Genomic DNA, 25395 nt, shown 5'->3' with positions numbered 1-25395 from the left:
TTAGTGAATGCGTCTTTCAAGGAAGAGGGATATGGATCGTACTCCGTCTACCACCGTTGCCGTTGTAGGGATGGCTTGCCATTTTCCCGGTGCCACTGATCTCGATGACTTCTGGTCCTTGCTTGAACAGGGCGGCCGGTCGATCAGCCCACTGACCTGCGATCGCTGGAACAACCCAGCACTCTACAACGCCAGGGCAGGAACACCGGGCAAGCTGGCCACCCAGGCGGCCGGCCTGATCGATAACTTCGATCGCTACGACCATGCCTTCCTCGGGTTGTCCAAAGTCGAAGCGCAAAGCACTGACCCGCAACAACTGCTGGCGCTGGAAACGGCATGGCGTGCACTGGAAGACGCCAATATTCGCCCCTCAACCCTGGCCGGCAAGCGCGTTGGCGTGTTCATCGGCGCCTCGGGCAACGATTTCGAAGCGATGCAAACCACACGCATCGACTCGTTGACCGCGCATTCGGGCACCGGGACCAACGCGAGCATCATCTCGGCGCGCATTGCCTATGCGCTGGACCTTCGGGGTCCCGCCATGACCATCAATACCGCCTGCTCGTCCTCGCTGGTGGCTATCCACGAAGCCTGCCTGAACATCCAGGCGGGACTCTGCGAGAGCGCCGTGGCGGGCGGTGTACACCTGATGCTGATTCCCGGCACCACGGTGGCCGTGTCCCAGGCCGGGATGATGTCGCCTCAAGGGCTGTGCAAGACCTTCGACGAAGGCGCTGATGGTTACGTCCGCGCCGAAGGCTGCGGCGTGGTCATGCTCAAGGACTTGCGCAAGGCGCAGGAGGACGGCGACCGCATCTACGCCGTCATCAAAGGCTCGTCGGTCAATCAGGATGGCTTGACCAACGGTCTGACCGCGCCGAACCGTCGTTCGCAGGAGCAGGTCATTCTGCAAGCGCTGGAGCGGGCTGGCGCCACGCCCGACGGCATCGGTTATGTCGAGGCACACGGCACGGGAACGCGGCTGGGCGATCCTATCGAAATCAATGCCCTGAAAGCCCTCTATGGGGCCGCCACAGAGGGCGCCCCTCGCTGCTACGTCGGCTCGGTGAAGGCCAATATCGGCCACCTGGAACCGGCTGCGGGCGTCGCGGGATTCATCAAGACCGTATTGCAGTTGCATAAGCGGACCATTCTGCAGCAGCCTTCCAGCGGCACCCTCAATCCATTGATCCAGCTGGATGGCAGCCGCCTGGCCATACCGCGCGAGAACCTGGGCTGGCAACAAGCGGACAGGCTCGCGGCCGTCAGTGCCTTCAGTTTTGGCGGGACCAACTGTCACCTGATCGTCGGCAGTCACGCGCAGCCTGCTGTGGCAGCCCAGGCCGAGACCGGGCAGAACCATCTGCTGTTGCTGTCGAGCAAAAGCGAGAAGGCCCTTCCGGCCCTGATCCACGCCTATGTCCAGGCGCTGCAAGCCGACGCCCAACCGTCATTGCGGGACCTGTGCGCAACCACCGCGAACGGCCGCGAGCACTTCGACTATCGCGTATCGGTTGCTGATGCCAGCCCTGCCGGCTGCATCAGGAAACTGCAGGCTCTCGACCTGGCAAATGTCGGCCGGGCAGCCGAAGGCGTGAAAATCGCTTTCCTCTTTTCCGGCCAGGGCACTCAGTATTTTTCCATGGGGCATGCGCTCTATCAGCGCTACGCCGTGGTTCGACAGTGGATCGAGCGCGGCTCCGTGTTGATCGAACGAGCGCTCGGCGTCAAGGCCGAAGATATTCTCTGGAATGATCCCAGCCTAGACCTCAACCGCACCGCCTTCACCCAACCGGCGCTGTATGTCCTGGAGGTTGCCATCGCCAAGCTCTGGGAGAGCTTCGGTATCGTGCCGAGCGTGGTGGTGGGACACAGCATCGGTGAATATGCCGCGGCCTGTATCAGCGGCGCGTTCTCGTATGAAGTCGGTCTCTCGCTTGTCCTGGCCCGTGGTCAATGCATGGAAGCGCTGGGTGTGGACGGCAACATGCTTGCGGTCAAAGGGACCCGGGCCGACATTGCCGCGATTTGCGCACAGCGCTCGGCGAACCTCCACATCGCCGCGATCAATACCCCGACCGACACGGTGGTGGCTGGCCTTGCGCCCGACATCGCGGCCTTGAGCGCGCATTTGACTGCCGAGGGCTTCAGCGTCTTCCCGCTCAAAGGCAATCGACCCTTTCATAGTCCGCACATGGCGGATGCGGCAAGGGAGTTCCTGGCCAGCGCCCGGCGCGCCGAGTTCACAGCCGGTGATATTCCGATGCTGGAAAACGTCAGTGCGGCGCGAGTGGGCGAGTCGGGCCTGACTGCCGACTATTGGGCGAAGCAGATCACCAACCCCGTGGACTTCCTGGGATGCATCCAGCACGCCGACCTGACGGATGTGGAGGTCTTTGTCGAGATCGGCCCTGGCTCAACGCTGCTGGGCCTGGCGAGGGCAGCACGAGAGGGAGCGGACACGCTGTACCTGCCGTCGTTGTCGTCCCGTGACAAGGCGGACGAGACGCTCCTGAACGCTCTGGGAAAACTCTATTGCCGGGGCGGTGCGATTGACCTCGGGCCGCTCTATGGCACCGAGCGCCGCACATCGGTGCCGGGTCATCCGCTGCTGAGGGAACCCATCCTGACCGCCCTGGACCCGGCACGCTGGGCGCCAGCGCTGCCACCCCAACCCGTCCATGCCGTTCAATGGTCGCCCGTGAGCAGCCATGCTCCCGCGTCGCTGTGGGCCGATGCGCCCGTGCTCGTGCTGCAGGGTGTTGAATCGCCCCTGTCGCCGCGGGACAAATGGCGCGTCGTCTCGTTCGCGCAATGGCAGGCAACGGGCGCGACGCGGATTCTGCAAGCCGATACAGCACCGCGCATTGTGGTACTGCCCTGCTTTCTGGCCGAGCAGGCCGCGCACCATGGCGATGGGCCTGGCGCTGCCAGCTTGACGATGGCGGCGCTGGCAACCGTCAAGAGCGTTCATCAGGCCTCGCCTGCCGCCCTGAACATGACCTTCGTGCTGCCAGCGCAAGGTGCCTTGCAGGACCTGGCCTGGAGCGCCATTCCCGGAGCCTTGAAGTCGGTGCAACTCGAGCTGCGCAATGCAGAGTTGAAGTCGGTATTCGTCCCCGCCGGCGCACAGAGCGTGCACTTGCCCGAGGTGGTCGAGCTGAGCCGGGTCAAAGGCAGCGAGGAATATCGCCTCGATGAACAAGGAATCCAGGCACTGCGCCTGTTGCCCACCACCATCGCCCCGGGCCGCCAGAGTATCTTGCCGACCCATGCCTATGTGATCAGCGGCGGGACCGGCAGCATCGGCGTGTCGTTGGCCCAAGCGCTGCTGGAAAAGGGTGCGGGCCAGGTGCTGCTGCTCAGCCGAAAGCAGAGCGATGCCAGCGCACGCAGTGAGCGCCTGGTCCATCTGCTGGCAAGCAACAAGGTGCACCTGGTACAGGCCGACGTGACGGACAGTACAGGCTTGCTCGATACCTTGCGCCACACGCAAGCGCTGACGTTGCCAGTCGATGCGGTGTTTCATGCCGCCGGCCTGACCTCGCAGGTGCCCTTCGAGCACCTGACCGACGAGGACGTCGCCCAGGTGCAGGCCAGCAAGACCCACGGCACGCTGGCGTTGTTCGACGCCGCGCGGGTGCTGGGGGCCGAGCGCTTCATCAGCTTCTCGTCCATTTCGTCGCTGTGGGGCGCACCGCAGTTGGCGCATTACTCAAGCGCCAATCGCTACCTCGACGCCTTTGCCACCTTTGCCCATGCGACCGGGCCGCGGCTTCTCGGCATCAACTGGGGTCCCTGGGCTGGAGATAGCATGGCCCCGGCGGCGTCGCTGGTCGCGTTCGAGCGCATCGGCATTCATGCCCTTGAACCCAAAGCCGCCCTGCGCTGCCTGTTCGAGCTGCTCGATACCGGGACTTCGGGGCAGTTCATGGTCTGCGATGCGGACTGGCAGCGCCTGGCCGAGCAATACGCCACCCGGGGTGCTGCGGGCATTTTCCAGGCATTGCAGGCGCCGCTCGCGACACCCGCCGCGCCGGCGCTGGCTGCTGTGAAGGCGACCGAGACAGCCGAACCGCTGGCGGTTGGCGAGTTCGTGACGCAGGCGGTCGCCACCTTGCTCAACGAGGATGTCAGCGCTATCGACAGCAGCGATTCGCTGCACGAGCGGGGACTGGATTCGCTGGCTGCCGTGCAACTGCGCAATCAATTGGAGAAGCAGTTCGAGCTGACGTTGCCCGCGACGCTGGTTTTCGATTTTCCCACCATCGAGGCCATCACCCACTACATCACCCGGCAGATCGTGGCGGTCTCGCCTGTGCTGGAGACCTCGCAGCGAAAGGCGCCGATGCCGGACGATACGCGCATCGCCATTGTCGGCATGGGCTGCCGCCTGCCCGGTGACGTGGAGTCGCTGGAAGATTTCTGGGAGCTGTTGTCCTCGGGCAAGGATGCCATGAGGCCGATTCGGGAACGCTGGGAGAATGCGCCTTTCGCGCTGGATGTGAAGTCACTGCCGGAAGATGTGCTGGCGTTGAAAGCCGGCCTGTTGTCAGGCATCGAAGGATTCGATCACCAACTGTTCGGTATCACCGCCACCGAAGCCCGCTACATGGACCCGCAGCAGCGCATGGCCCTGGAACTCGCCTGGCGCTGCATCGAGTCCGCCGGCTACAAACCGTCGGAGCTGGCGGGCAAGAAGGTGGGCGTCTATATCGGCGTCGGTGCCAACGAATACCGAAGCCTGTGCCTGCAGGACCCGGAAAGCTACCCCTACCTCAGCACCGGCAATGCCCTCAACGCGATTGCCGGCCGGGTGGCCTATCACTTCGGTCTCAAGGGTCCGGCGGTCACCATCGATACGGCATGCTCTTCCTCCCTGGTTGCCATTCATCAAGCCGCGCAGGCCCTGCGCAATGGCGAGTGCCATATCGCACTGGCCGGCGGGGTCAATTCCCTGCTCTGCCCCGATACCTTCATTTCCCTGGCACGGGCGCGGATGCTTTCGCCGCACTCGCGCTGCGCCACCTTCGACAGCAGCGCCGATGGCTACGTGCGCGCCGAAGGGGGGGCAATGCTGCTGCTCAAGCGCCTTGGCGAGGCGGTTGCCGCGCAGGAAATGGTGCATGCGGTGATCCAGGGATCGGCGATCAACCAGGACGGCAGAAGTGCCAGCCTGACCGCGCCCAACGGCGCCTCGCAACAGGAGGTCATCAACGAGGCGCTGGCCAGCGCGGGGCTGACCGCGGCCGATGTCGACTGGATAGAGACCCACGGGACTGGCACCGGATTGGGCGATCCCATCGAGCTGCAGGCCCTGGACGCGGTGTACGGCGCAGCGGGCAAGACCCTGACGGTAGGCGCGGTGAAATCCACCGTCGGCCACCTGGAGGCGGCGTCCGGTGTGGTGGGGCTGATCAAGATCGTCTGTGCCCTGGCTCACGATGCCATCCCGCCGAACCGGCACTTCACCTCGCTGAACCCCAATTGCCATGGCTTGCGCTCCCGGATACAGATCCCCACCCAGGCCTTGAAATGGGAGCGGCAAGCCAACCGCGAGCGCATCGCTGCCGTAAGCTCCTTCGGCTTCAGCGGCACCAACGTGCACATGCTGATTGCCGAGGGCGTCAGTCCGCCTGTCGGTGCCCGCGCCGCGGTGCCGGCAGGCAAGGCCCTGCTGTTGCTGGCTGCCAACTCCAGCCAAGCGCTCAGGCAGCAGATCGCGGCCCTGAGCCGGCTGCCCGGTGAGGCGCTCTCCGATGCCTGCGCAGAAAGCCTGTGGCTGAAGGATCCGGCACGTTTTCGCCAGGCCGTGTGTGCCGACACCCCACAGGCGCTGCATGCCGCGCTGAAGCGGCTGGCAGCGCAGAACAGCCACGACAAAGTGCCGACCTCCGCCACTGCCGTCCTGCTGCCCGTGGCCCTGTCGAGCAGCAGCCTGCAGAGCGTTCGGGCCCTGTATGCCGAGCAGGCATTGTTCCGCGAGGCGCTGGACGATTACTCCACGAAGGCAGGCTTTGGCCCGGATGCACTGTGGCAGACCGAGCCGAACCCTGGGGAGCGGCCGGCATTGACGGTGGTGCTCAATGCCGCCTTGCTGAAGTTCTGGGCGGCGCTTGGGGTAAAGGCAAGCTTGCCCGACAGCGGTATCGGCCCCCGGGTCCGAACCTTTGTCGACGGGCAGGAGGTGCTGGCGCAACGGGCGCTTTCGCAGGCCGCGGCGATCAGCCCTGCCGAGGATCTCCAGGCAGGGATCGCCAGCTACCGCGCAGCGGGGAAGGCGGTGCTGGTGTCGGGCGTCCAGGCAGACGGTTGTGTGGATTGCCTCAACCTTGCGCAGGCGCTGCCGGCACTGTTCATGCGTGGCTTCAACCTGAAGCTGGACATTCTCTCGGAGGCTCGCAGACCACGCACGCGCTACCTGCGCTACGCCTTCGATCGCCAGCCACATTGGCCGCACAGCGCCGCGCCGAAGCCGGCCGGACTTCACAACCGCTGGCCTGCGCGGGACCACGACGCGGAAATGTCGCTGCCTGCTGAAGAATTTCACCTTGTGCTGACCCGGCAGCTCGATGAGCTGCACAGGCACATGGATGTGATGTTGTCGCTTTCCAAACAAACCCTCTAACACGGAATGTCAGCGCTATGAATTTCGATCAGATTGCTTCTGAGGTGATTCCTCGTCTGTCAAAGATCATCGGTCTCGGAGACAACGAAAAAATCTTGCTGGAGGACTCATTGCTCGACACGGGCGCGGACTCGCTGATGGTGTTGAAGTGCGTCGACTTCATCAATGATCGATATGGGGTCACCCTGACGACGGCGCAGGTCTATGAAGAGCTCGACACGGTCGGCAGCATCATCAGCGCCATCGTCGCGCAGCTGCCGGCGCAGGCGCCACAAGTGGAAATCGCAGTTGCCGCGACGGCGCCCGCAGACGTCGCGCCGGCCCTGCCTGTCGAGCAACCTGCCAGCTACGCGGCGGCACCCTCGACCAGCCGTGATGTGTTGATCCACACACTGCTCAAGTCGCAGATGGACTTGATGAGCAAGCACCTCCAGCTCCTCCACGCGGCGCCGCAAGCGGCCAGCCTGTCGGTCGCGGCGGCGGCGCCCTCCCCTGCAAAGAACCAGAGCCCTGCGCCCAGCCCGGCACCAACGCCTGACGCGCAAGCTGTCCAGCGGGAAGACCGCTTCAACGTGTTCAACACGCGCAAGAACGCCCAGAAGATCGTCGACCCCGAACAACAGCATTACCTTGCAAGCTACGCCGAGAGCTACTCCGAGAAGCACCGCTCGTCGAAGGCGAAGACCGACCGGTATCGACCGGTGCTGGCGGATAACCGCGCCTCCGCCGGCTTCAGGCCCGGCACCAAGGAAATCCTCTTCCCGTTGCTGGCAGACCGTACCGACGGCGCTCATCTATGGGATGTCGACGGTAACCGCTTCATCGACATCACCATGGGATTTGGCGTCCATCTGCTGGGCCATGGTCCGGCGTTCGTGAAGTCGAAGATGATCGAGCAGATCCAGACGGGCATGCCGATCGGGCCGCAATCCCCCCTGGCCGGCCGGGTGGCGGAGCTTGTCAGCGAGCTGACCGGCCACGAAAGGGTGGTCTTCTGCAACTCGGGCACGGAGGCCACGATGACGGCGGTCCGGCTTGCCCGGGCCCACACCGGCCGCTCGAAGATCGTCGTGTTCAGCGAGTCCTACCACGGCACGTTCGACGGCTTCCTCGCGCGCGCCTCTGCCGCACCCGGCGAAGGGGCTGGCGGCATCTCGGTGGGTCGCGGCATCCAGCAGTCGTCGGTGCAGGACACCCTGGTGCTGGAGTACGACGAGCCGCTCTCTCTCGACACCATTCGCGCACGCGCCTCGGAGATTGCCGCGGTGATCGTCGAGCCGGTGCAAAGCCGCCGCCCGGCCTTGCAGCCCCAGGCGTTCCTGACCGAGCTGCGGGAAATCACTCGCGACAGCGGCATCGTGTTCCTGTGGGACGAGGTCATCACCGGCTTCCGTATCGCCCCCGGCGGGGCCCAGGAGCATTTCGGCATTCGCGCTGACCTGGCGACCTACGGCAAGATCATCGGCGGAGGAATGCCGATCGGCCTGGTCGCCGGCAATGCCGCCATCCTCGACGGGATCGATGGCGGGACGTGGCAGTACGGCGACCAGAGTGCCCCGCAGGTCGAGCCGATCTTCTTTGCCGGCACCTTCTCCAAGCACCCGCTGGCGATGGCGGCGGCGGTGCAGACGCTGGAGCACATCCAGCAGCACGCGGCAACGCTGTACAGCGATCTCAATCGCTTGACCCGAGATCTGGTCGAACGCAGCAACGCGCTGTTCAAGCGCCTGGGCGTGGACATCCGGGTAGAGCATTTCGGCTCGCTGTTCCGCTATGTGTCCAAGCGCAATCTCGATCTGTTCTTCAGCCACCTGCTGTTCAACGGTGTGTTCGTCTGGGAGGGGCGCAACTGCTTCCTGAGTACGGCCCACACCGAAGAGGATATCGACGCAATCCTGGCGGCGACCCAGGCAGCGCTGCAGCCGCTGATCGCGCATGGCTTCCTGCCGGCTGCAGCGGCACTCTCGCAGCGCAACGCCACCGTGTGGGAGCGGCGCTTCACCCAGCTCTGGCAGGTCCCCGAGCACTCGTTGAGCGTCAACATCGGCGGCGGGATCTTCTTCCCCGGCGATGACGACAGTGCGGCCCTGGCGCAGGCGGTCACCCGTGCGGTACGCAACGGCGACGCGGTATTTTCGCGCTTCGATGCCAAGGCCCAGCAATGGCTGGTGGTGCCCGGCGAGATTAGCCCCCAGGTGGTTGAACTCAGCGGCTATGACGATGCCATCGACACGGTCGTCCTCGACGAACTGGTTGCCAGCGAGCAGCAGATCCCGTTCGCTGCCGACGGCAGCCAGCAACTGCGTGCCACTGTCTTCGTGCTTCGCGGGCAGGGCTTGCTCCTGTGCCTGACGGCAAACCATGCCGCTTGCGATGGGGCCGCCCTGGCGACCCTCAGCGAGCGCATCGTCAGCCTGTACCGCGGGGAAGCTGGCGAAAGCCTGAGCAGCGACCTGCCCCTTCTGCAGACACTGGAAAACAATTACCGGCATTCGCCACAGTTCGATCTGGACCGGGAATTCTGGCTGCCGAAAATCGCTTATCTGCAGGGCGTTACCTATTCCCCTGTCGAACGGAACTGGCAACAGCCGAGTCATCGCCAGGTGGTTCAGTTACCGCGCCAGGTCGTCGCGTCGATCGCGCGCAGCTTGAAGATCACTCCGTTCGCCTGGCTCCTGTCCTGCTTCGCGCGCGGTCTTCGCCAGTCGCCCTGGGCCGATGCCGGGGTGGTGGCGGTGCCCTTCGGCAATCGCGGCAAGCCGTTGCAGCAGACCCTGTGTCAGCTGACCAACCTCCTGCCGCTGCTGCCTCTCGACCAGGCCGATGCCGCCAGCGACGCGAAGCACGTCGGCGGACAGCTGGCACGCCTGGCCGAGCATGCGGCCTATCCCGTGCTGAGTGGCAACCACGACTCGCTGCCGGTGTTCGCGAGCATCAACTGGGAGCCTGTCGACCTGACCGACAGCAGCAGTGGGGGCGTGCGCCTGATCCACGGAAGCCAGCGCTTCACCGAGTTTCCGCTGGAGGTGAACATCCACTCGGGAGCCGAGCAGATCAGCGTCGTCGTGGACTTCATCCCGCCCCTGGCCGAGCGACTCGATGCCTGGCTGCAAGACGTAGTGGCTCAAGCCACCACAGCGCCAGAACCTGTCTCCCCTTCCCCTGCCGCCAGCGTCCTCCTGGAGCCCGCACAATGAACAATCGGACGAATACCAATCCCGTGTCGTGGACCTTTGTTTCCCTCGCAGCGCTGGCGTGCCTGGGCGTCCTCCTGACCCTGCTCGCGCTACTGGGCTTTACCGACAAGGCGTTTGTCTACGCCATCCGGGTGATCGTCAAGATCGCGTTCACCTTCTTCGCCCTTTCGTACATCGCCGCACCGCTGTATCGGTTTTCCAGCGGCCGCGCAGCGAAGTTCCTCATGCGCCACCGGGCAACGACGGGGGCCGCGTTTGCCGCGTGTCATCTGACGGCGGGCATCTCCATCGCCTTCATCTGGTTCAACTTCCGCTACGTCATCGAGGCCATTTCCACGCCCGTGGATCGCGTGCTGGGGCTCATCGCGCTGAGCTGGATCGCGCTCATGCTGGTGACCTCCAGCGCCCGCGTGCAGCAGGCCATCGGTGCCAGGGCGTGGGGGCTGATCCACAAGTACGGAATGATGCTGATCTGGATCGGCTACATGCTCGACTACGGCCGACGCGCCCTCCAGTGGCATCCCGTGTTCGGCTTCTTCGTGGCCGTTCTGCTGACCATCCTGGTTCTCCGCCTGGCCGCCCTGTTTGGCAGGGGGGCTTCTTCTAAAACTCAACACGTAGTACAGGGATAACACTATGACGCACGTACATTTGGACGCACGCACCCAGGCACGCCGGGCTATTCGTGAAGCGCTGCCGGAAGGCACCTGGCTGGAGAACGAAGCGTTCACCAGAACGTTGGCTGACGTGGTGCAGACGCACCGCTTCTGCCGTCACCCGCTGATCGACGCGATGAACACCTGGGAGATCGACCTGACCTGGCTCAAGTCGTTCTACCTGGACACCGTGCATGCGATTTCAGGGCGATTCACCGACTATCTCGTCCAGGCCATGCTCAACTGCTCGGCGCTGCAACCGAGGCTGGGCGCCCGTGCAGCCAGCGCGGCAAGGTTCCTGTTGCAGATCAACACGCTCGATGAACTGGGCTTCGTGCCCGGTGACCAGGACGGCCATTTCTGCGGCGACCCCGACAACGGTCACTTGAACCAGTTGCTGAAGGTGATCGCCGACATCGGTATCAGCGAGGGCGAACAGGCCTCCTACGTGGCGTCCAAAGCCTCCGATGACGTCGCTCGCGTGATCGACCAGCATCGACACGATCACCTGTACCTGGCGACCGTGCTGGCGGTGCTGGAGTCGTCACTCAACCCCTGGACCGAGTGCTGGGCCAGAGGAACGGCGATAGCCACCGGCATGGATATCAGCCAGGGCTACCATGCGATCCATACCGCCGACCATGACGGCCATCTGATCGACGACGATCACTCCGAAGACAGCTGGTACATCGTGCGCCAGGCGCTCACTGCGCCGGACCATGAGCCCATTCGCCAGCTGACGGTCGAAGTGCTGGACAAACTGGAGCGCTATGCCGACTACCAGCTCGGCTTGCTGGAGGCGCGCCGCAGCAAGACCAGCGCTGGCAACGAGTAACGGCCTGATCATCCACCCTGGGGCCGAGGCGATACCTCGGCCCTGTCTTCAGGTACGCAAACGTGATCGATTCCTCCCCCTCCCTTGTTTCGGCCATCAACCACTGGGCCGCGACATACCCAGGCGAGCCCGCGTGCATCGAGGGTTCGACTGAACTCAACTGGGCTGACTTCAGCCGATATGTACAAGCCGCCATCGAGCGCTTGCCTGCCGATGCAGGTGCGACCGTCGGACTGGTGGCCGGCAACAACGCCGAGCACATGGTCTTCGCCTGTGCCGTGATTGCCACGGGTCGGGCTTTCCAGACCTTCCCCGTGGATGTGGCCGACGATGTGCTGGCGGTACTGCTCAGCAACAGTGGGGTCGCCCAGCTCTTCACCGATGATGAAAACGAGGCGCGCTGCCTGGCGCTGGTCGAGCCCGGTATCGACGTCATGGCGATACCGCGGGATCGGCTCCCGGGATCGGCGGACGGCGCTCCGTGCCTCCTGCAGGACCACAGTCCTCGGGGGCAAGACGATCTGAGCATCGTCTTCAGCTCAGGCACCACGGGACAGCCCAAGGGCATTGTGCACAGCGCTGCCGCCCGCAGGGTGGTGGCCGAAGCGCTCGCGGGACTGGGTTTGACCCGTGGGGCGGTCAATCTGGTCTGCCTGCCGATGCACAACAACCTGTCGATGGTCACCTGGCTGTCGGCGCTGTGGAATGGCGCCTGCAATGTCGTGCTCAGCCGGTTCGACCCGGTCGAACTGGGGCAGGCGACCTTGCGGCATCGGGCCACCCATCTGGTCATGAGCCCGCTCCATTACCGCCAGCTGTTGTCGGCGCCGATTGATCGCCAGACACAGTTCGCCAGCCTGCAATTGCATATCTGTTCCAGCTCCCGCCTGCATGCCTGGGAAAAGCAACAGGTGGTCGACGGCCTGCCTGGGCGTTTCGCCGAGATCTATGGCATCACCGAAGGAGGGGTCGGGACCTTGCTTGACTGTTCCGCAGACCTGCAGAAGCTGCATACCGTAGGCAAGCCCCTGCCCGGTTACGACATGCGGATCATCGACGAGCAAGGCCAGGAAGTTGCCCACGGCGTGGTCGGCAGGATCGTCGGGCGAAGCCATTTCATGATGTCGCGCTACGCCTCGCATGGCGCGATGGAAACGTGGGCCGCTCCGGGCATGGCTGAGGACGCTGCGTCCTTCATCGTCCCCGGCGATCTTGGCTACCTGGATGCGCAGGGTTACCTGGTGGTGTGCGATCGGGCCATCGATGCCGCCGTCTGGCAGGGCAGCTATGTGTTCCCTTCGGAAATAGAGGCGTTCATCGCCGCGCAAACCCTGGCCAGCGACGTGGCGGCCAAGGTGCAGCGCGATGCGGACGGCGGCCTGGAAAACGTTGCGATCTATCTGGTTGCGACGGGGGCGCTTGCGTCATCGGCAGAAACCCTCATGGCCACCGTGGACGCCCGCTTCAACCTGGATGGAAGGCTCCGGCTTCACTTCGTCGAGGCCCTGCCCCGCAATGCGATGGGCAAGATTCTGCGTCACCGGCTGGCAGAGCCAGCGTGAACAACATTGTTTCGAGGAGGCTGACAGTATGCGTTCGAATGCTAGCGAGACCGCGCAGCACTATGCCGGCAAGGTTGCCGTGGTCACGGGGGCCAGCAGTGGAATCGGGCAAGCGCTGGTAGTGCAATTGATCGCCAGCGGGGCCCGGGTGTTTGCCGTGGGCCGGGACGCCGGGCGTCTTGCTCGGTTGTACACCTTGTCGGGGGCAGATCGGGATCAACTGGTCACCGGTTCCTTCGATGTGCAGGACGAAGCCGCGTGCGCGCAGTTGATACAGCAGTGTGTCAGTGTCTTCGGCGGCCTGGACGTGCTGTTCTGCAATGCCGGTCAGGCGATGAAAGGGGCGTTCCTGAGCGCAAGCAGCCCGCAGGCCAGTACCGCGATCATGCGGGTCAACTATGACCCGGTGGTCTACCTGAGCTTCCATGCGCTGCCCCACCTGATCCGTTCGCAAGGGCACATCACCGTCACCGGAGGGATCGTCAGTCATGTGGGCCTTCCCGAGTACTCGGCTTACTGCGCGTCCAAGCATGCCGTGCGCGGATTCATTGAATCGCTGCGCCGGGAGGTTTCGGCGCAGGGCGTTTCCCTGACCCTGGCCAGCCCCGATACGGTCCGTACAGCGGTGCGGGACAATATGCTGGACGCCTCCGGCGAGGCCAGTCCCCTGGGTTACGGCGACGAGAAAGCCATGTCGCCAGATCATTGCGCGGCGCTGATTCTTCAGGCGACCCAACGGCAGAAGAGTCATGTTCTGCTCTCAAGGCGAGCGAAGATTCTCAACCTCCTGCAATTTGCCCTTCCCTGCGTGGTTCAGAAGATTCTCTCCAGCTCGTTCGAACGGCAGAGAAAGGCCGGCGTTGCAACTTGAGGCCGCCAGATGGGGCCGCTTTGCGGCCCTTCGCGACGGTTCGGCGCACCGACGAGCTCGCTCCCACAGGATTGCGCGTACTTTGTGGGAGCGAGCTCGTCGGTGCGCCGAACCGTCGCGAAGGGCTGCGAAGCAGCCCCAGAACGCGGTTTTTTGCCCGCAAATCACGAAGCGCGCGAGCTCTAACCCTGCGCTTGCTTCTGGGCAATGCCCCTCAGCATCGACTCGGCCAACGCCCGTGATGCCTCCAGGGTGTGCTGGGTCGCCCACAGCAGGCCGGCCAGGCTGTTATCCCTGACGGCGTCGCAAGCCTGGAAATTGGTTTCGTAAGCAGAGCGCAGCATGACGGCAAGATGGGCCAGGGCCTCGTCGACTTCGGCGCCGGCGCAGACGGCGAACAGAGGTGGATGGTGGCCGTCGCAAGCGGCGAATGGGGTGTGGACAGTGAGAGCGGGGCTGGATGATGCAGGTGGATCGGGGACGATTTTTTTCATGTCATCTATCTGCTGGTTGAGGCTATCCACCCAATTGCTGTCAAACAATCAGGTGGCAGCTGTACGCGGGTTGACAGACCGAGAGCAGATTAACCCGGCGCGCAACGGGTGCGCCCACACGTACAGCCGCCATAACTCAGGAGGCTGGTGCTTGAGGTAGATCTGCTGACGGTCTGTCAAAACCGGTCGCTGGAAATCAACGACGGTGGCAAGACTAGGCAGCGATTCCCCTGCACGCAACGACTCCAAGGCCGCGGAAGTATGCTTGGGAAATTGCCTACATAAAAGTCGGAGATGGGTGAAGTTTCGTAGCTGTTTATGGCAAGACGAATCCACGCGGGAACGGATTTTTCCGCTCCCGCGCCGACCGGCTGCGCCTCGAAACCGGCTAACGGAACTGGGCGATCAACCAGTCCTTCAGACGCAGAAACGCCGGATCATCGGCCTTTTCTTCCTTGAAGATCAGGTAATGCACCGTGTCAGCGAACACCAGTTCTTCGCTGAGCGGACGCACCAGTCGCCCTTCGCGCAACAGGTCGCCGACCAGATGTTCCCAGCCCAGCGCCAGCCCCTGATCGTCCAGCGCCATCTGCATCAGCAGGACGAAGTCGTTGCTGCTGAAACGCTGCGCGGGCTCGCCCGGAGGAATCTGCGAGCCATGGGACTGCATGGCGAACCAGACGTCCCAGTCGACCTGCTCGGACAACTGCGAGCGGCCGTAGGGGTTGAGGTCCAGCAGCACGCCGTTGCGCACGCCCTCCAGGGTGCGCGCCTCGGGGTGCGCCTGCAGATAGCGCGGCGAACACACCGGATAGACCACCTCGTGAAACAGCGGGACGCGCTGGTAGCCGGGGCGCAGGTCGAAGATCTTGGTGATGTAGATATCCGGCTCGCTGCCCGGCTCCATCGCCAGGAAATGCTGGGTGGTGATCACGTTCACGTCGATATCGGGATGGGCGCCGAAGAAGTCCTTCATCCGGCGCGTCAGCCACAACCCGGAAAAGGCCGGCGAGCAGCACAGGGTCAGGCTGCGCTTGTCGCTTTTCTCCCGCCGAATCCGCTCGGTGGCCTGGGAGATGTTCAGCAAGGACAACTGCGCGGCGTCGAACAGCGTGGCGCCCGCGGCAGTAAGGCTGACCTCCCGGCCCGTGCGGGTGAACAGCTCGGTGCCGAGGTACAGCTCCAGGTCGCGGATCTGCCGGCTGATCGCCGCCTGGGTCACGCACAGCGCCTCGGCGGCGCGGGTGAAATTGCGGTACTTGGCCGCGGCAACAAAGGAGCGCATGGCCTTGAACGAGGGCATGGCGATCAGCGACTGGTCCGGGGGAGCATTTCTAGCCATAACAAAAACTGCCTGGTTTCGCGAAAAAAAAGTCGATTCAGCGGGTTCTGAGCGAGCCATACACTGTATCGCACGACAAAGACCGACGCGCCTGTCATGCGGTCTGTCAGAACAATACGACGAGCAGGAGGCGACATGCCTTTTCACACGGGACGGGAAGCGTTCATCCAGGGAGTCCGCGCACTGATGCCCCTGACGCCCGGGGTGATTCCGTTCGGGCTGGTCACCGGGGTCATGGCGATCAAGATGGGCATGAGCCCCGCCATGGCCATCGGCATGACCCTGATCTTCTACTCCGGCTCGGCGCAGATGGTCGCCCTGCAGCTGATCCACAGCGGCGTGGTGCCGGTGGCGATCGTAGTCACGGCGCTGATCATCAACCTGCGCTTCATCATGTACAGCGCCTCCCTGGCGCCGCACCTGCATACGCTGCCGCGACGCTGGACCTGGCCGCTGTCCTACATGCTTTCCGACCAGTCCTACGCGCTATGTACCCTGAAGTTTTCCGCCGGCGAGCTGGGCCGCTTCGGTCATCACTACTACGCCGGCACGGCGGTGGCGATGTGGCTGGCGTGGAACCTGTCGGTGGTGGCCGGGGTGTATCTCGGTGCGAGCATTCCGCAAAGCTGGTCGCTGGGCTTCGCCATTCCGCTGTCGTTCCTCGCCCTGCTGGTGCCGGGCATCCGCAACCTGCCGAGCCTGGCCGCGGCCATCGTCGGCGGCAGCATCGCCGCGCTGGCGGTGGACCTGCCGTACAACCTCGGCCTGGTGACGGCGTCGCTCGGCGGCGTGATCGCCGGGGTTAGCGCGGAGAGCCTGCGCAAACGATCGTCGGAAACGGCGCTGCAGACCGAAGGAGAACGCTCATGAGCGATCTGGCCTTGTGGGGACTGTTCCTGCTGATCGGCCTGGGCACCTTCGCCTTGCGCCTGTCCTTCATCGAGCTCTACGGCAACCTGCGGGTACCGCCGCTGGTGACCCGCGCCCTGGCGTATGTACCGGCCAGCGTGCTGGCGGCACTGGTGCTGCCGGCCGTGGTGTACCCGCAAGGGCATGGCGATTTCGTCATCGGCAACCCGCAGATTCCCGCCGCGCTGATCGCCGCCGGAGTGGCCTGGAAAACCCGCAATACCGTCCTGACCCTGGCGGTGGGGATGGGCGCGTTGTGGGGCCTGCAACTGCTGATGCCGTGAAGCGGGGCATCAGCCCTTCACACAGACCACCTGCCGCAACGTATGCACCACTTCCACCAGCTCGCGCTGGGCATGCATGACCGCGTCGATGTCCTTGTAGGCCATGGGGATCTCGTCGATCACCTCCTTGTCCTTGCGACACTCGACATGGGCGGTGGCGCGGACCTGGTCCGCCACGCTGAACTGCTTCTTCGCCTGGGTCCGGCTCATCGTGCGGCCCGCGCCGTGGCTGCAGGAGCAGAACGCCTCCTCGTTGCCCAGGCCGCGCACGATGAAGCTCTTCGCGCCCATCGACCCGGGGATGATGCCGAGCTGGCCCTTCTGCGCCGACACCGCGCCCTTGCGGGTGACCAGGATGTCCTCGCCGAAATGCCGCTCCTTCTGCACGTAGTTGTGATGGCAGTTCACCGCTTCGAGACTGGCCTCGAACGGCTTGCGGATCACCGTGCGCGTCGCCGCGATCACCGCGCGCATCATCAGCTCGCGGTTCTGCCGGGCGAAGTCCTGGGCCCAGCCCACCGCCTCGACGTAGTCGGCGTAGTGCCGGCTGCCTTCCTCGAAATAGGCCAGGCTGCGATCCGGCAGATTGGCGAGGTGCTGGCGCATATCGGCCTGGGCCAGTTCGATGAACAGGTTGCCGATGGCGTTGCCCACCCCGCGTGAACCGCTGTGCAGCATGAACCACACGCGGTCGGCCTCATCCAGGCAGACCTCGATGAAGTGATTGCCGCCGCCGAGGGTGCCCAGGTGTGTGCGGTTGTTGGTCTTTTCCAGTTTCGGGTACCTGTCGGTGAGCCGCCTGAAGCGCCCGGCCAGGCCCGCCCAGACCTGCTCGGCGTGCGCCGGCACCTGCTCCCAGGCGCCCTGGTCGCGGCGGCCAAAGGTCTTGCCGTGGGGCACCGCCTTCTCGATCGCGCAGCGCAGGCCGAACAGGTTGTCCGGCAGGTCGGCGGCGACCAGCGAGGTACAGGCGGCGATCATCCCGCAGCCGATGTCCACGCCCACCGCCGCGGGGATGATCGCGCCCCGGGTGGGGATCACGCTACCGATGGTCGAGCCCTTGCCCAGGTGCACATCCGGCATCACCGCCAGGTGCCGGAAGATGAACGGCAGGCGCGCCGTATCGAGCAATTGCTGGCGCGCCTCCTCTTCCACCGGCACGCCCTCGATCCAGGCCTTCACCGGCTTGCCGTTGGCCACTTCGAGCAGTTGGTAGGTCGTGTCTTTCATGTTGGTGTTCCTGTAAGGCGGCCAGCCGGCACGCTCAATGATCGCCTGCGGTATTCAATGCATAGAACTCATGCAGTTTGGCTTGCAACAGTGCCTTGTCCGGCAACCTCGTCTGGTACTCAGCCACCAGCGCCGGCGACAGCGAGCGGGATAGGCATCACGAAAGACCTCCAGAACACCTGGGTGAGTTTGTGTCACCACTGGTGTCACTTTTGCCGATGACAACACACTGCGCTCGAACAGCGCAGTCTTGAGTTGCCGCTCGAGATCACGTGTGGACCACCTTTCCTGGATCGCCCTGCGCAGGTAGAACTCACGCTCCTCGGGCAACTTCGCCTGAGTGAGGATTATCAGATTCTGGGTCCAGGGCAATTGTGTCAGCAGTGCTGACACTTTTTCATCGCCTCGGTACGCCTCGTAGAACTGGCGCATCCGAAAAAGATTACGCCTGGTGAAACCACGCAATCCTGGCTGGGTACGAGCGAGATGATCCGCCAGTTGAGTGACGACACCATCCCCCCATTCGGCCCTTTCCATCTTTCGGCTGATACAGGCGCCGACCTGCCAATAGAGTTCGATCAACTGGGTGTTCACCAAGCTCATCGTGTGCTGCCTGGCGCGCTGGATGAGCGTCAGTATTTCCTCGAAGCGGCCATTTTCGGTGGCACCGGACGTTCTGCAACTGGTCAAGAAACGCTTCCTCGCGAAGGGGGCAAAGTCGCGAGTAGATCGTTCTCCTGATCATTTGGCGGCCAGACAGATCGCCTTTTATCCGCCGACTTTTCCTGTCAAAGCGGCAATGCCCGACCCTGGATCACCTGCTTCATCACCAGCGTCGAGCTCAGGCGCTGCACGTTCGGCAAGCGCGCCAGATGCTCGTCGTACAGCTGCTGGAACGCCGACAGGTCGCGGGTGACGATGCGCAGCATGTAGTCCGGATCACCGAACAGCCGCTGCGCTTCGAGGATCTGCGGGATCTCCGGGAGCGCGGCCTCGAAGGCGTGCACGGCCTGTTGGTGACCTTCACGCAGGGTGACGAAGACGATCGCGGCAAAACTCAGCCCCAGCTCGGTGGGCGACAGGTAGGCGCGATAGCCCTGGATCACCCCGGACTCCTCCATCGCCCGCACCCGACGGTGACACGGCGAGAGACTGAGGCCGACGCGCTCGGCCAGTTCGGTCAGCGATTGCCGACCATCCCGTTGCAGCTCGGCAAGAATCTTTCTGTCGATGCGATCCATACGCAAGAATCTTCCACCTGATTAGCGAAACCACAGGATATACGAAAGATAATCCCCGCAGCGCTTGCGTACTCTTCTGAACAGTCCTCAGCGAACTATCGGGAGTTTCCAAGTGACTGTCAGTGTGCTGGCCGCGTTCTGGGCGGTGTCGTTTCTGTTCGTGATCACCCCCGGGGTGGATTGGGCCTATGTGATTTCCGCAGGGATTCGCGGGCGCTGGGTCGTGCCGGCGGTGGCGGGGCTGCTCTCCGGCCACCTGCTGGCGACGCTGATCGTCGCCGCCGGCGCCGGCGCGCTGCTGGCCAACAATCCCGCGGCACTGGCGGCGATGACCGTGGTCGGCGCGCTGTACCTGCTGTGGATGGGCGTCAACCTGCTGTGGAAGCCATCGGCCCCCGCGGCCAGCGAGCAGAAGGCGGAATCCTGGGCAAGCTGGGCGATCCGCGGGTTCTGTGTCAGCGGACTGAATCCCAAGGTCTTCCTGCTGTTCCTCGCCCTGCTCCCGCAGTTCACCGATCCGCTGTCGAACTGGCCGGTGGCGACGCAGATCATCGCCCTCGGCCTGCTGCATGCGGTGAGCTGCGCGATCATCTACCTGCTGGTCGGCTACAGCGCCCGCAGTGTGCTGCAGACCCGGCCGAGCGCGGCGAAAAATGTCAGCCGCGTGTCCGGCCTGGCGATGATCGCCATCGCCGTGGTGCTGCTCGCGGAACGCCTGTTCGCCTGAGCGATACCGCGAGTGCCAGGCGCACTCATCCCTCCCCGATGAGCTGGGCAATGCCATCCCGGGATGCTCAAATGGCCGTTTTCCGCCCCCGTGGAGCCGCACGATGTCCCGACCGTTCGAGATCTTCCTGGTGTTCCTGCGCCTGGGGCTTACCTCGTTCGGCGGTCCGGTTGCCCACCTGGGCTATTTCCATCGGGAGTTCGTCAGCCGTCGGCGCTGGATCGACGAAAACGCCTACGCCGATCTGGTCGCGCTGTGCCAGTTCCTGCCCGGGCCGGCCAGCAGCCAGGTCGGCATGGCCATCGGCCTGTCGCGGGGCGGCTATCTCGGCGCGCTGGCTGCCTGGAGCGGGTTCACCCTGCCCTCCGCGTTGTTCCTGACCCTCTGCGCCCTGGGCATTGCCAACTATCCGCAGGCGTTGCCATCGGGCCTGCTGCATGGCCTGAAGATCGTCGCTGTCGCCGTGGTGGCGCAGGCGGTATGGGCCATGAGCCGCATGCTTTGCCCCGATCTGCCGCGCACCGTGCTGATGCTGCTCTGCACCGCACTGACCCTGCTGCTGCCGATGGCCTGGAGCGCACCGCTGCTGATACTGCTTGCCGGCCTGGTCGGTGCGCTGGCCTTGCGTGCACCTCCCGGCGGCGCCGGTGAATCCCTGCCGGTCGCCCTGCCCCGGCGCCACGGTACGGTCTGGCTCGGCCTGTTCGCCATCCTGCTGCTCGGTTTGCCAGTGCTCGACAGCGCCCTGGACAGCCCGCTCCTGGCCCAGGTCGATGCGTTCTACCGCGCCGGTTCGCTGGTGTTCGGCGGCGGTCATGTGGTGCTGCCGCTGCTGCAGGCGGAAGTGGTGCAGCCCGGCTGGATCGATCCGGATACCTTTCTCGCCGGCTACGGCATGGCCCAGGCAGTACCGGGGCCGCTGTTCACCTTCGCGGCCTTTCTCGGCGCCTCGATGCAGATCGGCGCGTCCGGCTGGAGCGGCGCCGCGCTGTGCCTGCTGGCGCTGTTCGCCCCCTCGTTCCTGCTGATTGCCGGCGCCCTGCCCTTCTGGGTACGGCTGCGCCAGCAGGTACGCATCCGTTCGGCGCTAATGGGCGTCAACGCGGCGGTGGTCGGCCTGCTGCTCGCGGCACTGTGCGACCCGCTGTGGAGCAGCGCCATCCTCCGTCCGGCAGACGCCGCCCTGGCGCTGGTGGCGTTCCTCGCCCTGCACATCCTGCGCACACCCTCCTGGCTGGTGGTGCTGGCAGGCGCACTGGCCGGCTGCTGGATCCCCGCCCCACTGTGAACGGCCAGGCGCCAGAAGCCGGCATGTTCCCCGGGAATTCGCCGAACTTTGGATCCAATAATAATTCACAGCTAGCAATGTAAATTATTTGTAATTGTGAAAAATTCGTAATTTAATCGCGCCCAGTTTTTTTAAAAGGGAACGATTCTCATGAACAAAAACAGCACCTCCGCCTTGCCTCCACGTCGCCTGCTGGCCTCGGCCATCGGCCTGGCCGTCGCCTCTTCCGCCACCGGCGCTCTCGCCGACCAGAACAAGCCCGTCGAACTGGACAGCCTCAAGGTCCAGGCCGCGCAGGACCAGGGCTCGCGTACCGAACAATCGGCCTCGGCGAAATACACCAAGCCGCTGGTCGACGTGCCGCAGACCATCACCGTGGTCCCGCCCAAGGTGATCGAGGAGCAGCAGGCACTGAGCCTGCGCCAGGTGCTGTCGAACGTTTCCGGGATCACCTTCAACGCCGGTGAAGGCGGTGGCGGCTCTGGCGACAGCATCAACATCCGCGGCTTCTCGGCCAACAGCAACATCCAGATCGACGGCCTGCGCGACAGCGCCCAGACCACCCGCAGCGACACCTTCAACATCGAGCAGGTCGAGGTCATCAAGGGCCCGAACTCGGTGTTCGGCGGCGCCGGCACCACCGGCGGCAGCATCAACGTGATCAGCAAGCAGGCCCGGGACCAGGCCTTCACCCGCCTGGGCGGCAGCGTCGGCACCGACAGCTACTACCGCATGACCCTGGACAGCAACCAGCCGCTGGAAGGTGTGGGCCACGACAGTGCGTTCCGCATCAACCTGATGGGCCATCAGAACGACGTGGCCGGTCGTGACGAGATCGACCGCGAGCGCTGGGGCATCGCCCCGACCCTGCGCCTGGGCCTGAGCGAAGACACGCGCCTGACCCTGAGCGCCTTCCACCAGAAAGACGACAACCTGCCGGACTACGGCGTCCCGGCACTGGACGGCAAGAAACTGGCCGGCGTCGACCGCGAAAGCTACTTCGGCTGGAAGAACCTGGACAAGGAAGAGATCGAGCAGAGCTCGTTCACCGCCAACCTGGAACACGACTTCAACGACAACCTGCGCATCCAGAACATCACCCGCTACAGCCAGGTGGCCCGCGATACCGTGGTGTCGGCGTCGCACGTCAACACCGTCGGTGTGCCGGCCGGCCGCTACCTGCCAGCCGGCCCGCAGGCCTACGGTCGCGACGCGACCACCGAAATGTGGATCAACCAGACCAACCTGATCGGCAATTTCGACGTGCTGGGCATGCGTCATGACGTGGTGGCGGGTGCGGAAATCTCCCGCGAGACCCTCGACCTCAAGACCTACAACCACGGCCTCGGCAACTCGCTGTACCCGAGCACCGGCTACGACCTGAGCAACCCGCCCGGTCACTGGAACGGTGCCGCGCCGAAAACCGTCAGCGGCTACACCGAGACCGAGCTGACCAACCGCGCGCTGTACGTCTTCGACACCATCGCCCTGCACGAGCAGTGGGACCTCAACCTCGGCCTGCGCTACGACCGCTTCGAAGGCGAAGCCGACGGTTATTCCGCCGCCCATGTGCGCACCTCGACCTTCGAGTCCAGCGACGACAAAGTCAGCGGCCGTGCCGGCCTGGTCTACAAGCCGGCGGAGAACGGGCGCATCTACCTGGCCTGGGGCAACTCGTTCAACCCGTCCGCGGAAAGCCTGGCATCCAGCGGTGGCGGCCTGAGCGCGACGACCCAAGACCTGCAACCGGAGAAGAACGAGACCTGGGAACTGGGTACCAAGTGGGAGCTGCTGGACAAGCGCCTGGAACTGGACGCGGCGATCTTCCGCGTGACCAAGGACAACGCCCGGGAAACCATGGCCGACGGCTCGACGCAACTGGCCGGCAAGCAGCGCGTGCAGGGTGTGGAAGTCGGCGTGACCGGCCACATCACCGAGCAGTGGGACGTGTTCGCCAACTACACCTTCCTCGACAGCGAGACCCTCAAGGCCGCCAACACCGCCGCCGGTATCGCCCGTGAAGGCCAGGCCCTGGGCAACACCCCGCCACGCTCGCTCAACCTGTGGACCACCTACGAGTTGCCGGCCGGCTGGACCCTGGGCTACGGCGCGCGTTACGTCAGCGAGCGCAACGTCAGCTCCAGCACCACCGCCAAGCTGGACGACTACTGGGTGCACAACGCCATGGTCGCCTACAAGGTCAACGAGAACCTGGACCTGCAGCTGAACGTCAACAACCTGTTCGACAAGGACTATGTCGAGCGCGTGCGCCAGCAGAACGGTACGGCGGCTCGCTCGTCGGCGATCGAGTACGGCGATGCCCGCTCGGCGATCCTGTCGGCCACCTATGCCTTCTGATCACGCGATACGGGGCCGCCTCGCGGTCCTTTCGCGGTAGTTCGAGGTCACGAAAAAGCCAGCGCCCACGACAGTGGGCGCTGGCTTTTTCGCTGTGGCCTGCACGACAGGCCCGCGGCGTCAGAACGTCAGGCAGATCTTGCCGAAATGCCGGTTGCTTTCCTGATACTGGAACGCCTCGACGATCTGCTCCAGCTCGAACACCTTGTCCACCACCGGACGCAGGCCGTTGGCATCGATGGCGCGGATCATCGCCTGCTGCTGCGCGCGGCTGCCCACCAGCACACCCTGCAGGCGGATCTGCCGCACCAGCGCCTGCACCAGCGGCAACTGCCCGGCGACACCGCTGAGGATGCCGATCAAGGACACATGCCCGCCGATCCGCACTGCGGTCATGGACTGCTCCAGGGTCGCCGGCCCGCCCACTTCGATCACGTGATCGACGCCGCGGTTGTCGGTCAGGGCGCGTACCTTCTCGCCCCAGTTCGGGGTGCTGCGATAGTTGATCACCGCATCGGCGCCGAGGCTCTTCAGACGCTCCAGCTTCTCGTCGCTGGAGGAGGTGGCGATCACCGTGGCGCCCGCCGCCTTGGCGAACTGCAGGGCGAAGATCGACACCCCGCCGGTCCCCTGCACCAGCACCGAGTCACCGGGCTTGAGCGAGTCGTCGGCCATCAGCGCGCGCCAGGCGGTCAGGCCGGCGGTGGTCAGGGTCGAGGCTTCGGCGTGGCTGTAGCCCTTCGGGGCGCGGGTGAAGGCGGTGGCGCGGGCCGTCACCACTTCGCGGGCGTAACCGTCGATACCGTCGCCCGGCACCGTGGCGAAACCTTCCACCAGCGGCTGGCCGTCCAGCCAGTCGGGGAAGAAGGTGCTGACCACCGCATCGCCCACGGCGAACTCGCTGACCCCCTCGCCCAGCGCGATCACTTCACCGGCACCGTCGGCCATGGGGATGCGCGGCGCGCTCGGGCCCCACATGCCGCTGACCACGGCGAAGTCGTGATAGTTGAGGGAGTTGGCGTGCAGGCGCACGGTGATCTCCCCGGGCGCCGGGGCCGCCGCTTCGCTGTGGCCGACGATGACGTTGGCGTAGCCGCCGCCGGGTTGCACGTAGATGGCTTTGCTCATGACCTCTCCTTGTTCGAACCGTTGCAGATGACAGTGCAGCAGTCTTGGTCCGACGCCTGACGGGGTCAAGCGCGCACGCTTGCACAATCGACAAATAGGCCACAATATTGCGACTCATTATCAATTACCTCCCCACCCTGCCCATGTCCACCTCCGAACACGCCGCCCTGCATGTGCTGTACAGCGAACACAATGGCTGGCTGAAGAGCTGGCTGCGCGCCCGCCTGGGCAATGCCGCCGATGCCGCCGACCTGGCCCAGGACACCTTCATCCGGGTGCTCAACGCCCGCAATGTGCAGAACATCCGCGAACCGCGCAGCTACCTGGGCTCCATCGCACATGCGCTGATGGTCGACCGCTTTCGTCGGCGCGCCGTGGAACAGGCCTACCTTGCCGAACTGGCGCTGCGCCCGGAACAGACCTTCGACTCCCCGGAAACCCGCCTGCTGATCCTGGAAACCCTGGTGGCGGTGGACACCCTGCTCGACGGCCTCGGCGAGCGGACCCGCGGCATCTTCCTCTGCGTCCAGCTCGAAGGCCTGACCTATGCGGCCACGGCGCAACGCCTCGGCGTATCGCTGAACACGGTGAAGAAGCACCTGGCCCGCGCCATGACCCATTGCCTGCTGCTGACGGACGACTGAC

At 64.5% G+C, this 25395-nt stretch carries 17 protein-coding genes and 1 pseudogene; 12 read left to right on the top strand and 6 right to left on the bottom strand.

The window, feature by feature from the left end:
- Positions 1-31 precede the first annotated feature (31 nt).
- From RTI28_RS11880 to RTI28_RS11855, 6 genes are all read left to right on the top strand, one after another.
- On the top strand, positions 32-6628 hold the full coding sequence (locus RTI28_RS11880) for an SDR family NAD(P)-dependent oxidoreductase (RefSeq protein ID WP_316920627.1): 6597 nt from the start codon (positions 32-34) through the stop codon (positions 6626-6628).
- Between the two features lie 17 nt (positions 6629-6645).
- Complete coding sequence (locus RTI28_RS11875) at positions 6646-9825, top strand: aminotransferase class III-fold pyridoxal phosphate-dependent enzyme (protein WP_316920626.1); 3180 nt, start codon at positions 6646-6648, stop codon at positions 9823-9825.
- Entirely contained in the window at positions 9822-10457 is a 636-nt protein-coding gene (locus RTI28_RS11870) for a hypothetical protein (RefSeq protein ID WP_316920625.1), read from the top strand. The genes RTI28_RS11875 and RTI28_RS11870 overlap by 4 nt, the downstream gene beginning before the upstream one ends.
- Positions 10458-10461: 4 nt before the next feature.
- A complete protein-coding gene (locus RTI28_RS11865) occupies positions 10462-11316 on the top strand; it encodes a hypothetical protein (protein WP_316920624.1) in 855 nt (284 codons plus the stop codon).
- Between the two features lie 62 nt (positions 11317-11378).
- Positions 11379-12878, top strand: coding sequence for a class I adenylate-forming enzyme family protein (locus RTI28_RS11860; RefSeq protein WP_316920623.1), 1500 nt, complete (start codon positions 11379-11381; stop codon positions 12876-12878).
- Between the two features lie 28 nt (positions 12879-12906).
- Positions 12907-13749, top strand: coding sequence for an SDR family oxidoreductase (locus RTI28_RS11855; RefSeq protein WP_316920622.1), 843 nt, complete (start codon positions 12907-12909; stop codon positions 13747-13749).
- 182 nt (positions 13750-13931) lie between these two features.
- On the opposite strand, the gene RTI28_RS11850 is transcribed toward RTI28_RS11855, so the two are convergent.
- Together RTI28_RS11850 and RTI28_RS11845 are read right to left on the bottom strand one after the other, a co-directional pair.
- Positions 13932-14243, bottom strand: a complete 312-nt coding sequence (locus tag RTI28_RS11850; RefSeq protein ID WP_316920621.1) for a hypothetical protein — start codon at positions 14241-14243, stop codon at positions 13932-13934.
- A gap of 388 nt (positions 14244-14631) precedes the next feature.
- Entirely contained in the window at positions 14632-15585 is a 954-nt protein-coding gene (locus tag RTI28_RS11845; RefSeq protein ID WP_316920620.1) for a LysR substrate-binding domain-containing protein, read from the bottom strand.
- A gap of 135 nt (positions 15586-15720) precedes the next feature.
- Here RTI28_RS11845 and RTI28_RS11840 point away from each other — a divergent pair, with 135 nt between their 5' ends.
- Positions 15721-16455, top strand: coding sequence for an AzlC family ABC transporter permease (locus RTI28_RS11840; protein WP_316920619.1), 735 nt, complete (start codon positions 15721-15723; stop codon positions 16453-16455).
- The gene (locus RTI28_RS11835) at positions 16452-16778 is read left to right on the top strand and encodes an AzlD domain-containing protein (RefSeq protein WP_316920618.1); all 327 of its coding nucleotides are present in this window, start codon (positions 16452-16454) and stop codon (positions 16776-16778) included. The genes RTI28_RS11840 and RTI28_RS11835 overlap by 4 nt, the downstream gene beginning before the upstream one ends.
- A gap of 9 nt (positions 16779-16787) precedes the next feature.
- Here the strand turns inward: RTI28_RS11835 and RTI28_RS11830 are convergent, their stop codons facing one another.
- The 3 genes and pseudogenes from RTI28_RS11830 to RTI28_RS11820 form a co-directional block, all read right to left on the bottom strand.
- Complete coding sequence (locus RTI28_RS11830; protein ID WP_316920617.1) at positions 16788-18008, bottom strand: RtcB family protein; 1221 nt, start codon at positions 18006-18008, stop codon at positions 16788-16790.
- Positions 18009-18158: 150 nt separating this feature from the next.
- A pseudogene (locus RTI28_RS11825) lies at positions 18159-18611 on the bottom strand (DUF1016 N-terminal domain-containing protein); the annotation flags it as partial.
- 185 nt (positions 18612-18796) lie between these two features.
- Positions 18797-19249: an Lrp/AsnC family transcriptional regulator gene (locus RTI28_RS11820; protein WP_316920616.1), complete on the bottom strand. Its 453-nt coding sequence runs from the start codon at positions 19247-19249 to the stop codon at positions 18797-18799.
- Positions 19250-19361: 112 nt separating this feature from the next.
- Between RTI28_RS11820 and RTI28_RS11815 the strand changes: the two genes are divergently transcribed.
- The 3 genes from RTI28_RS11815 (at position 19362) to RTI28_RS11805 (ending at position 23622) form a co-directional block, all read left to right on the top strand.
- Positions 19362-19976, top strand: a complete 615-nt coding sequence (locus RTI28_RS11815; protein ID WP_316920615.1) for a LysE family translocator — start codon at positions 19362-19364, stop codon at positions 19974-19976.
- Between the two features lie 103 nt (positions 19977-20079).
- The gene (gene chrA / locus RTI28_RS11810) at positions 20080-21264 is read left to right on the top strand and encodes a chromate efflux transporter (RefSeq protein ID WP_316920614.1); all 1185 of its coding nucleotides are present in this window, start codon (positions 20080-20082) and stop codon (positions 21262-21264) included.
- 150 nt (positions 21265-21414) lie between these two features.
- Positions 21415-23622, top strand: coding sequence for a TonB-dependent siderophore receptor (locus RTI28_RS11805; protein ID WP_316920613.1), 2208 nt, complete (start codon positions 21415-21417; stop codon positions 23620-23622).
- A gap of 120 nt (positions 23623-23742) precedes the next feature.
- On the opposite strand, the gene RTI28_RS11800 is transcribed toward RTI28_RS11805, so the two are convergent.
- Complete coding sequence (locus RTI28_RS11800; protein ID WP_316920612.1) at positions 23743-24750, bottom strand: NAD(P)-dependent alcohol dehydrogenase; 1008 nt, start codon at positions 24748-24750, stop codon at positions 23743-23745.
- A gap of 143 nt (positions 24751-24893) precedes the next feature.
- On the opposite strand from RTI28_RS11800, the gene RTI28_RS11795 reads away from it, so the two are divergent.
- Positions 24894-25394, top strand: a complete 501-nt coding sequence (locus RTI28_RS11795) for a sigma-70 family RNA polymerase sigma factor (protein ID WP_316920611.1) — start codon at positions 24894-24896, stop codon at positions 25392-25394.
- Position 25395 lies beyond the last annotated feature (1 nt).

Origin of the sequence: Pseudomonas sp. zfem002 (assembly GCF_032621685.1) — a bacterium.
GTDB lineage: Bacteria > Pseudomonadota > Gammaproteobacteria > Pseudomonadales > Pseudomonadaceae > Aquipseudomonas > Aquipseudomonas japonica.
This window is presented reverse-complemented; position numbering and strand designations above follow the sequence as displayed.

Bases quoted from the DNA above. Each gene is read 5' to 3' on its own strand.
- RTI28_RS11880 (WP_316920627.1), top strand. From the start codon at position 32: ATGGATCGTACTCCGTCTACCACCGTTGCCGTTGTAGGGATGGCTTGC.
- chrA (WP_316920614.1), top strand. From the start codon at position 20,080: ATGTCCCGACCGTTCGAGATCTTCCTGGTGTTCCTGCGCCTGGGGCTT.
- RTI28_RS11820 (WP_316920616.1), bottom strand. From the start codon at position 19,249: ATGGATCGCATCGACAGAAAGATTCTTGCCGAGCTGCAACGGGATGGT.
- RTI28_RS11805 (WP_316920613.1), top strand. From the start codon at position 21,415: ATGAACAAAAACAGCACCTCCGCCTTGCCTCCACGTCGCCTGCTGGCC.
- RTI28_RS11870 (WP_316920625.1), top strand. From the start codon at position 9,822: ATGAACAATCGGACGAATACCAATCCCGTGTCGTGGACCTTTGTTTCC.
- RTI28_RS11835 (WP_316920618.1), top strand. From the start codon at position 16,452: ATGAGCGATCTGGCCTTGTGGGGACTGTTCCTGCTGATCGGCCTGGGC.
- RTI28_RS11865 (WP_316920624.1), top strand. From the start codon at position 10,462: ATGACGCACGTACATTTGGACGCACGCACCCAGGCACGCCGGGCTATT.
- RTI28_RS11795 (WP_316920611.1), top strand. From the start codon at position 24,894: ATGTCCACCTCCGAACACGCCGCCCTGCATGTGCTGTACAGCGAACAC.
- RTI28_RS11845 (WP_316920620.1), bottom strand. From the start codon at position 15,585: ATGGCTAGAAATGCTCCCCCGGACCAGTCGCTGATCGCCATGCCCTCG.
- RTI28_RS11850 (WP_316920621.1), bottom strand. From the start codon at position 14,243: ATGAAAAAAATCGTCCCCGATCCACCTGCATCATCCAGCCCCGCTCTC.
- RTI28_RS11855 (WP_316920622.1), top strand. From the start codon at position 12,907: ATGCGTTCGAATGCTAGCGAGACCGCGCAGCACTATGCCGGCAAGGTT.
- RTI28_RS11800 (WP_316920612.1), bottom strand. From the start codon at position 24,750: ATGAGCAAAGCCATCTACGTGCAACCCGGCGGCGGCTACGCCAACGTC.
- RTI28_RS11875 (WP_316920626.1), top strand. From the start codon at position 6,646: ATGAATTTCGATCAGATTGCTTCTGAGGTGATTCCTCGTCTGTCAAAG.
- RTI28_RS11840 (WP_316920619.1), top strand. From the start codon at position 15,721: ATGCCTTTTCACACGGGACGGGAAGCGTTCATCCAGGGAGTCCGCGCA.
- RTI28_RS11830 (WP_316920617.1), bottom strand. From the start codon at position 18,008: ATGAAAGACACGACCTACCAACTGCTCGAAGTGGCCAACGGCAAGCCG.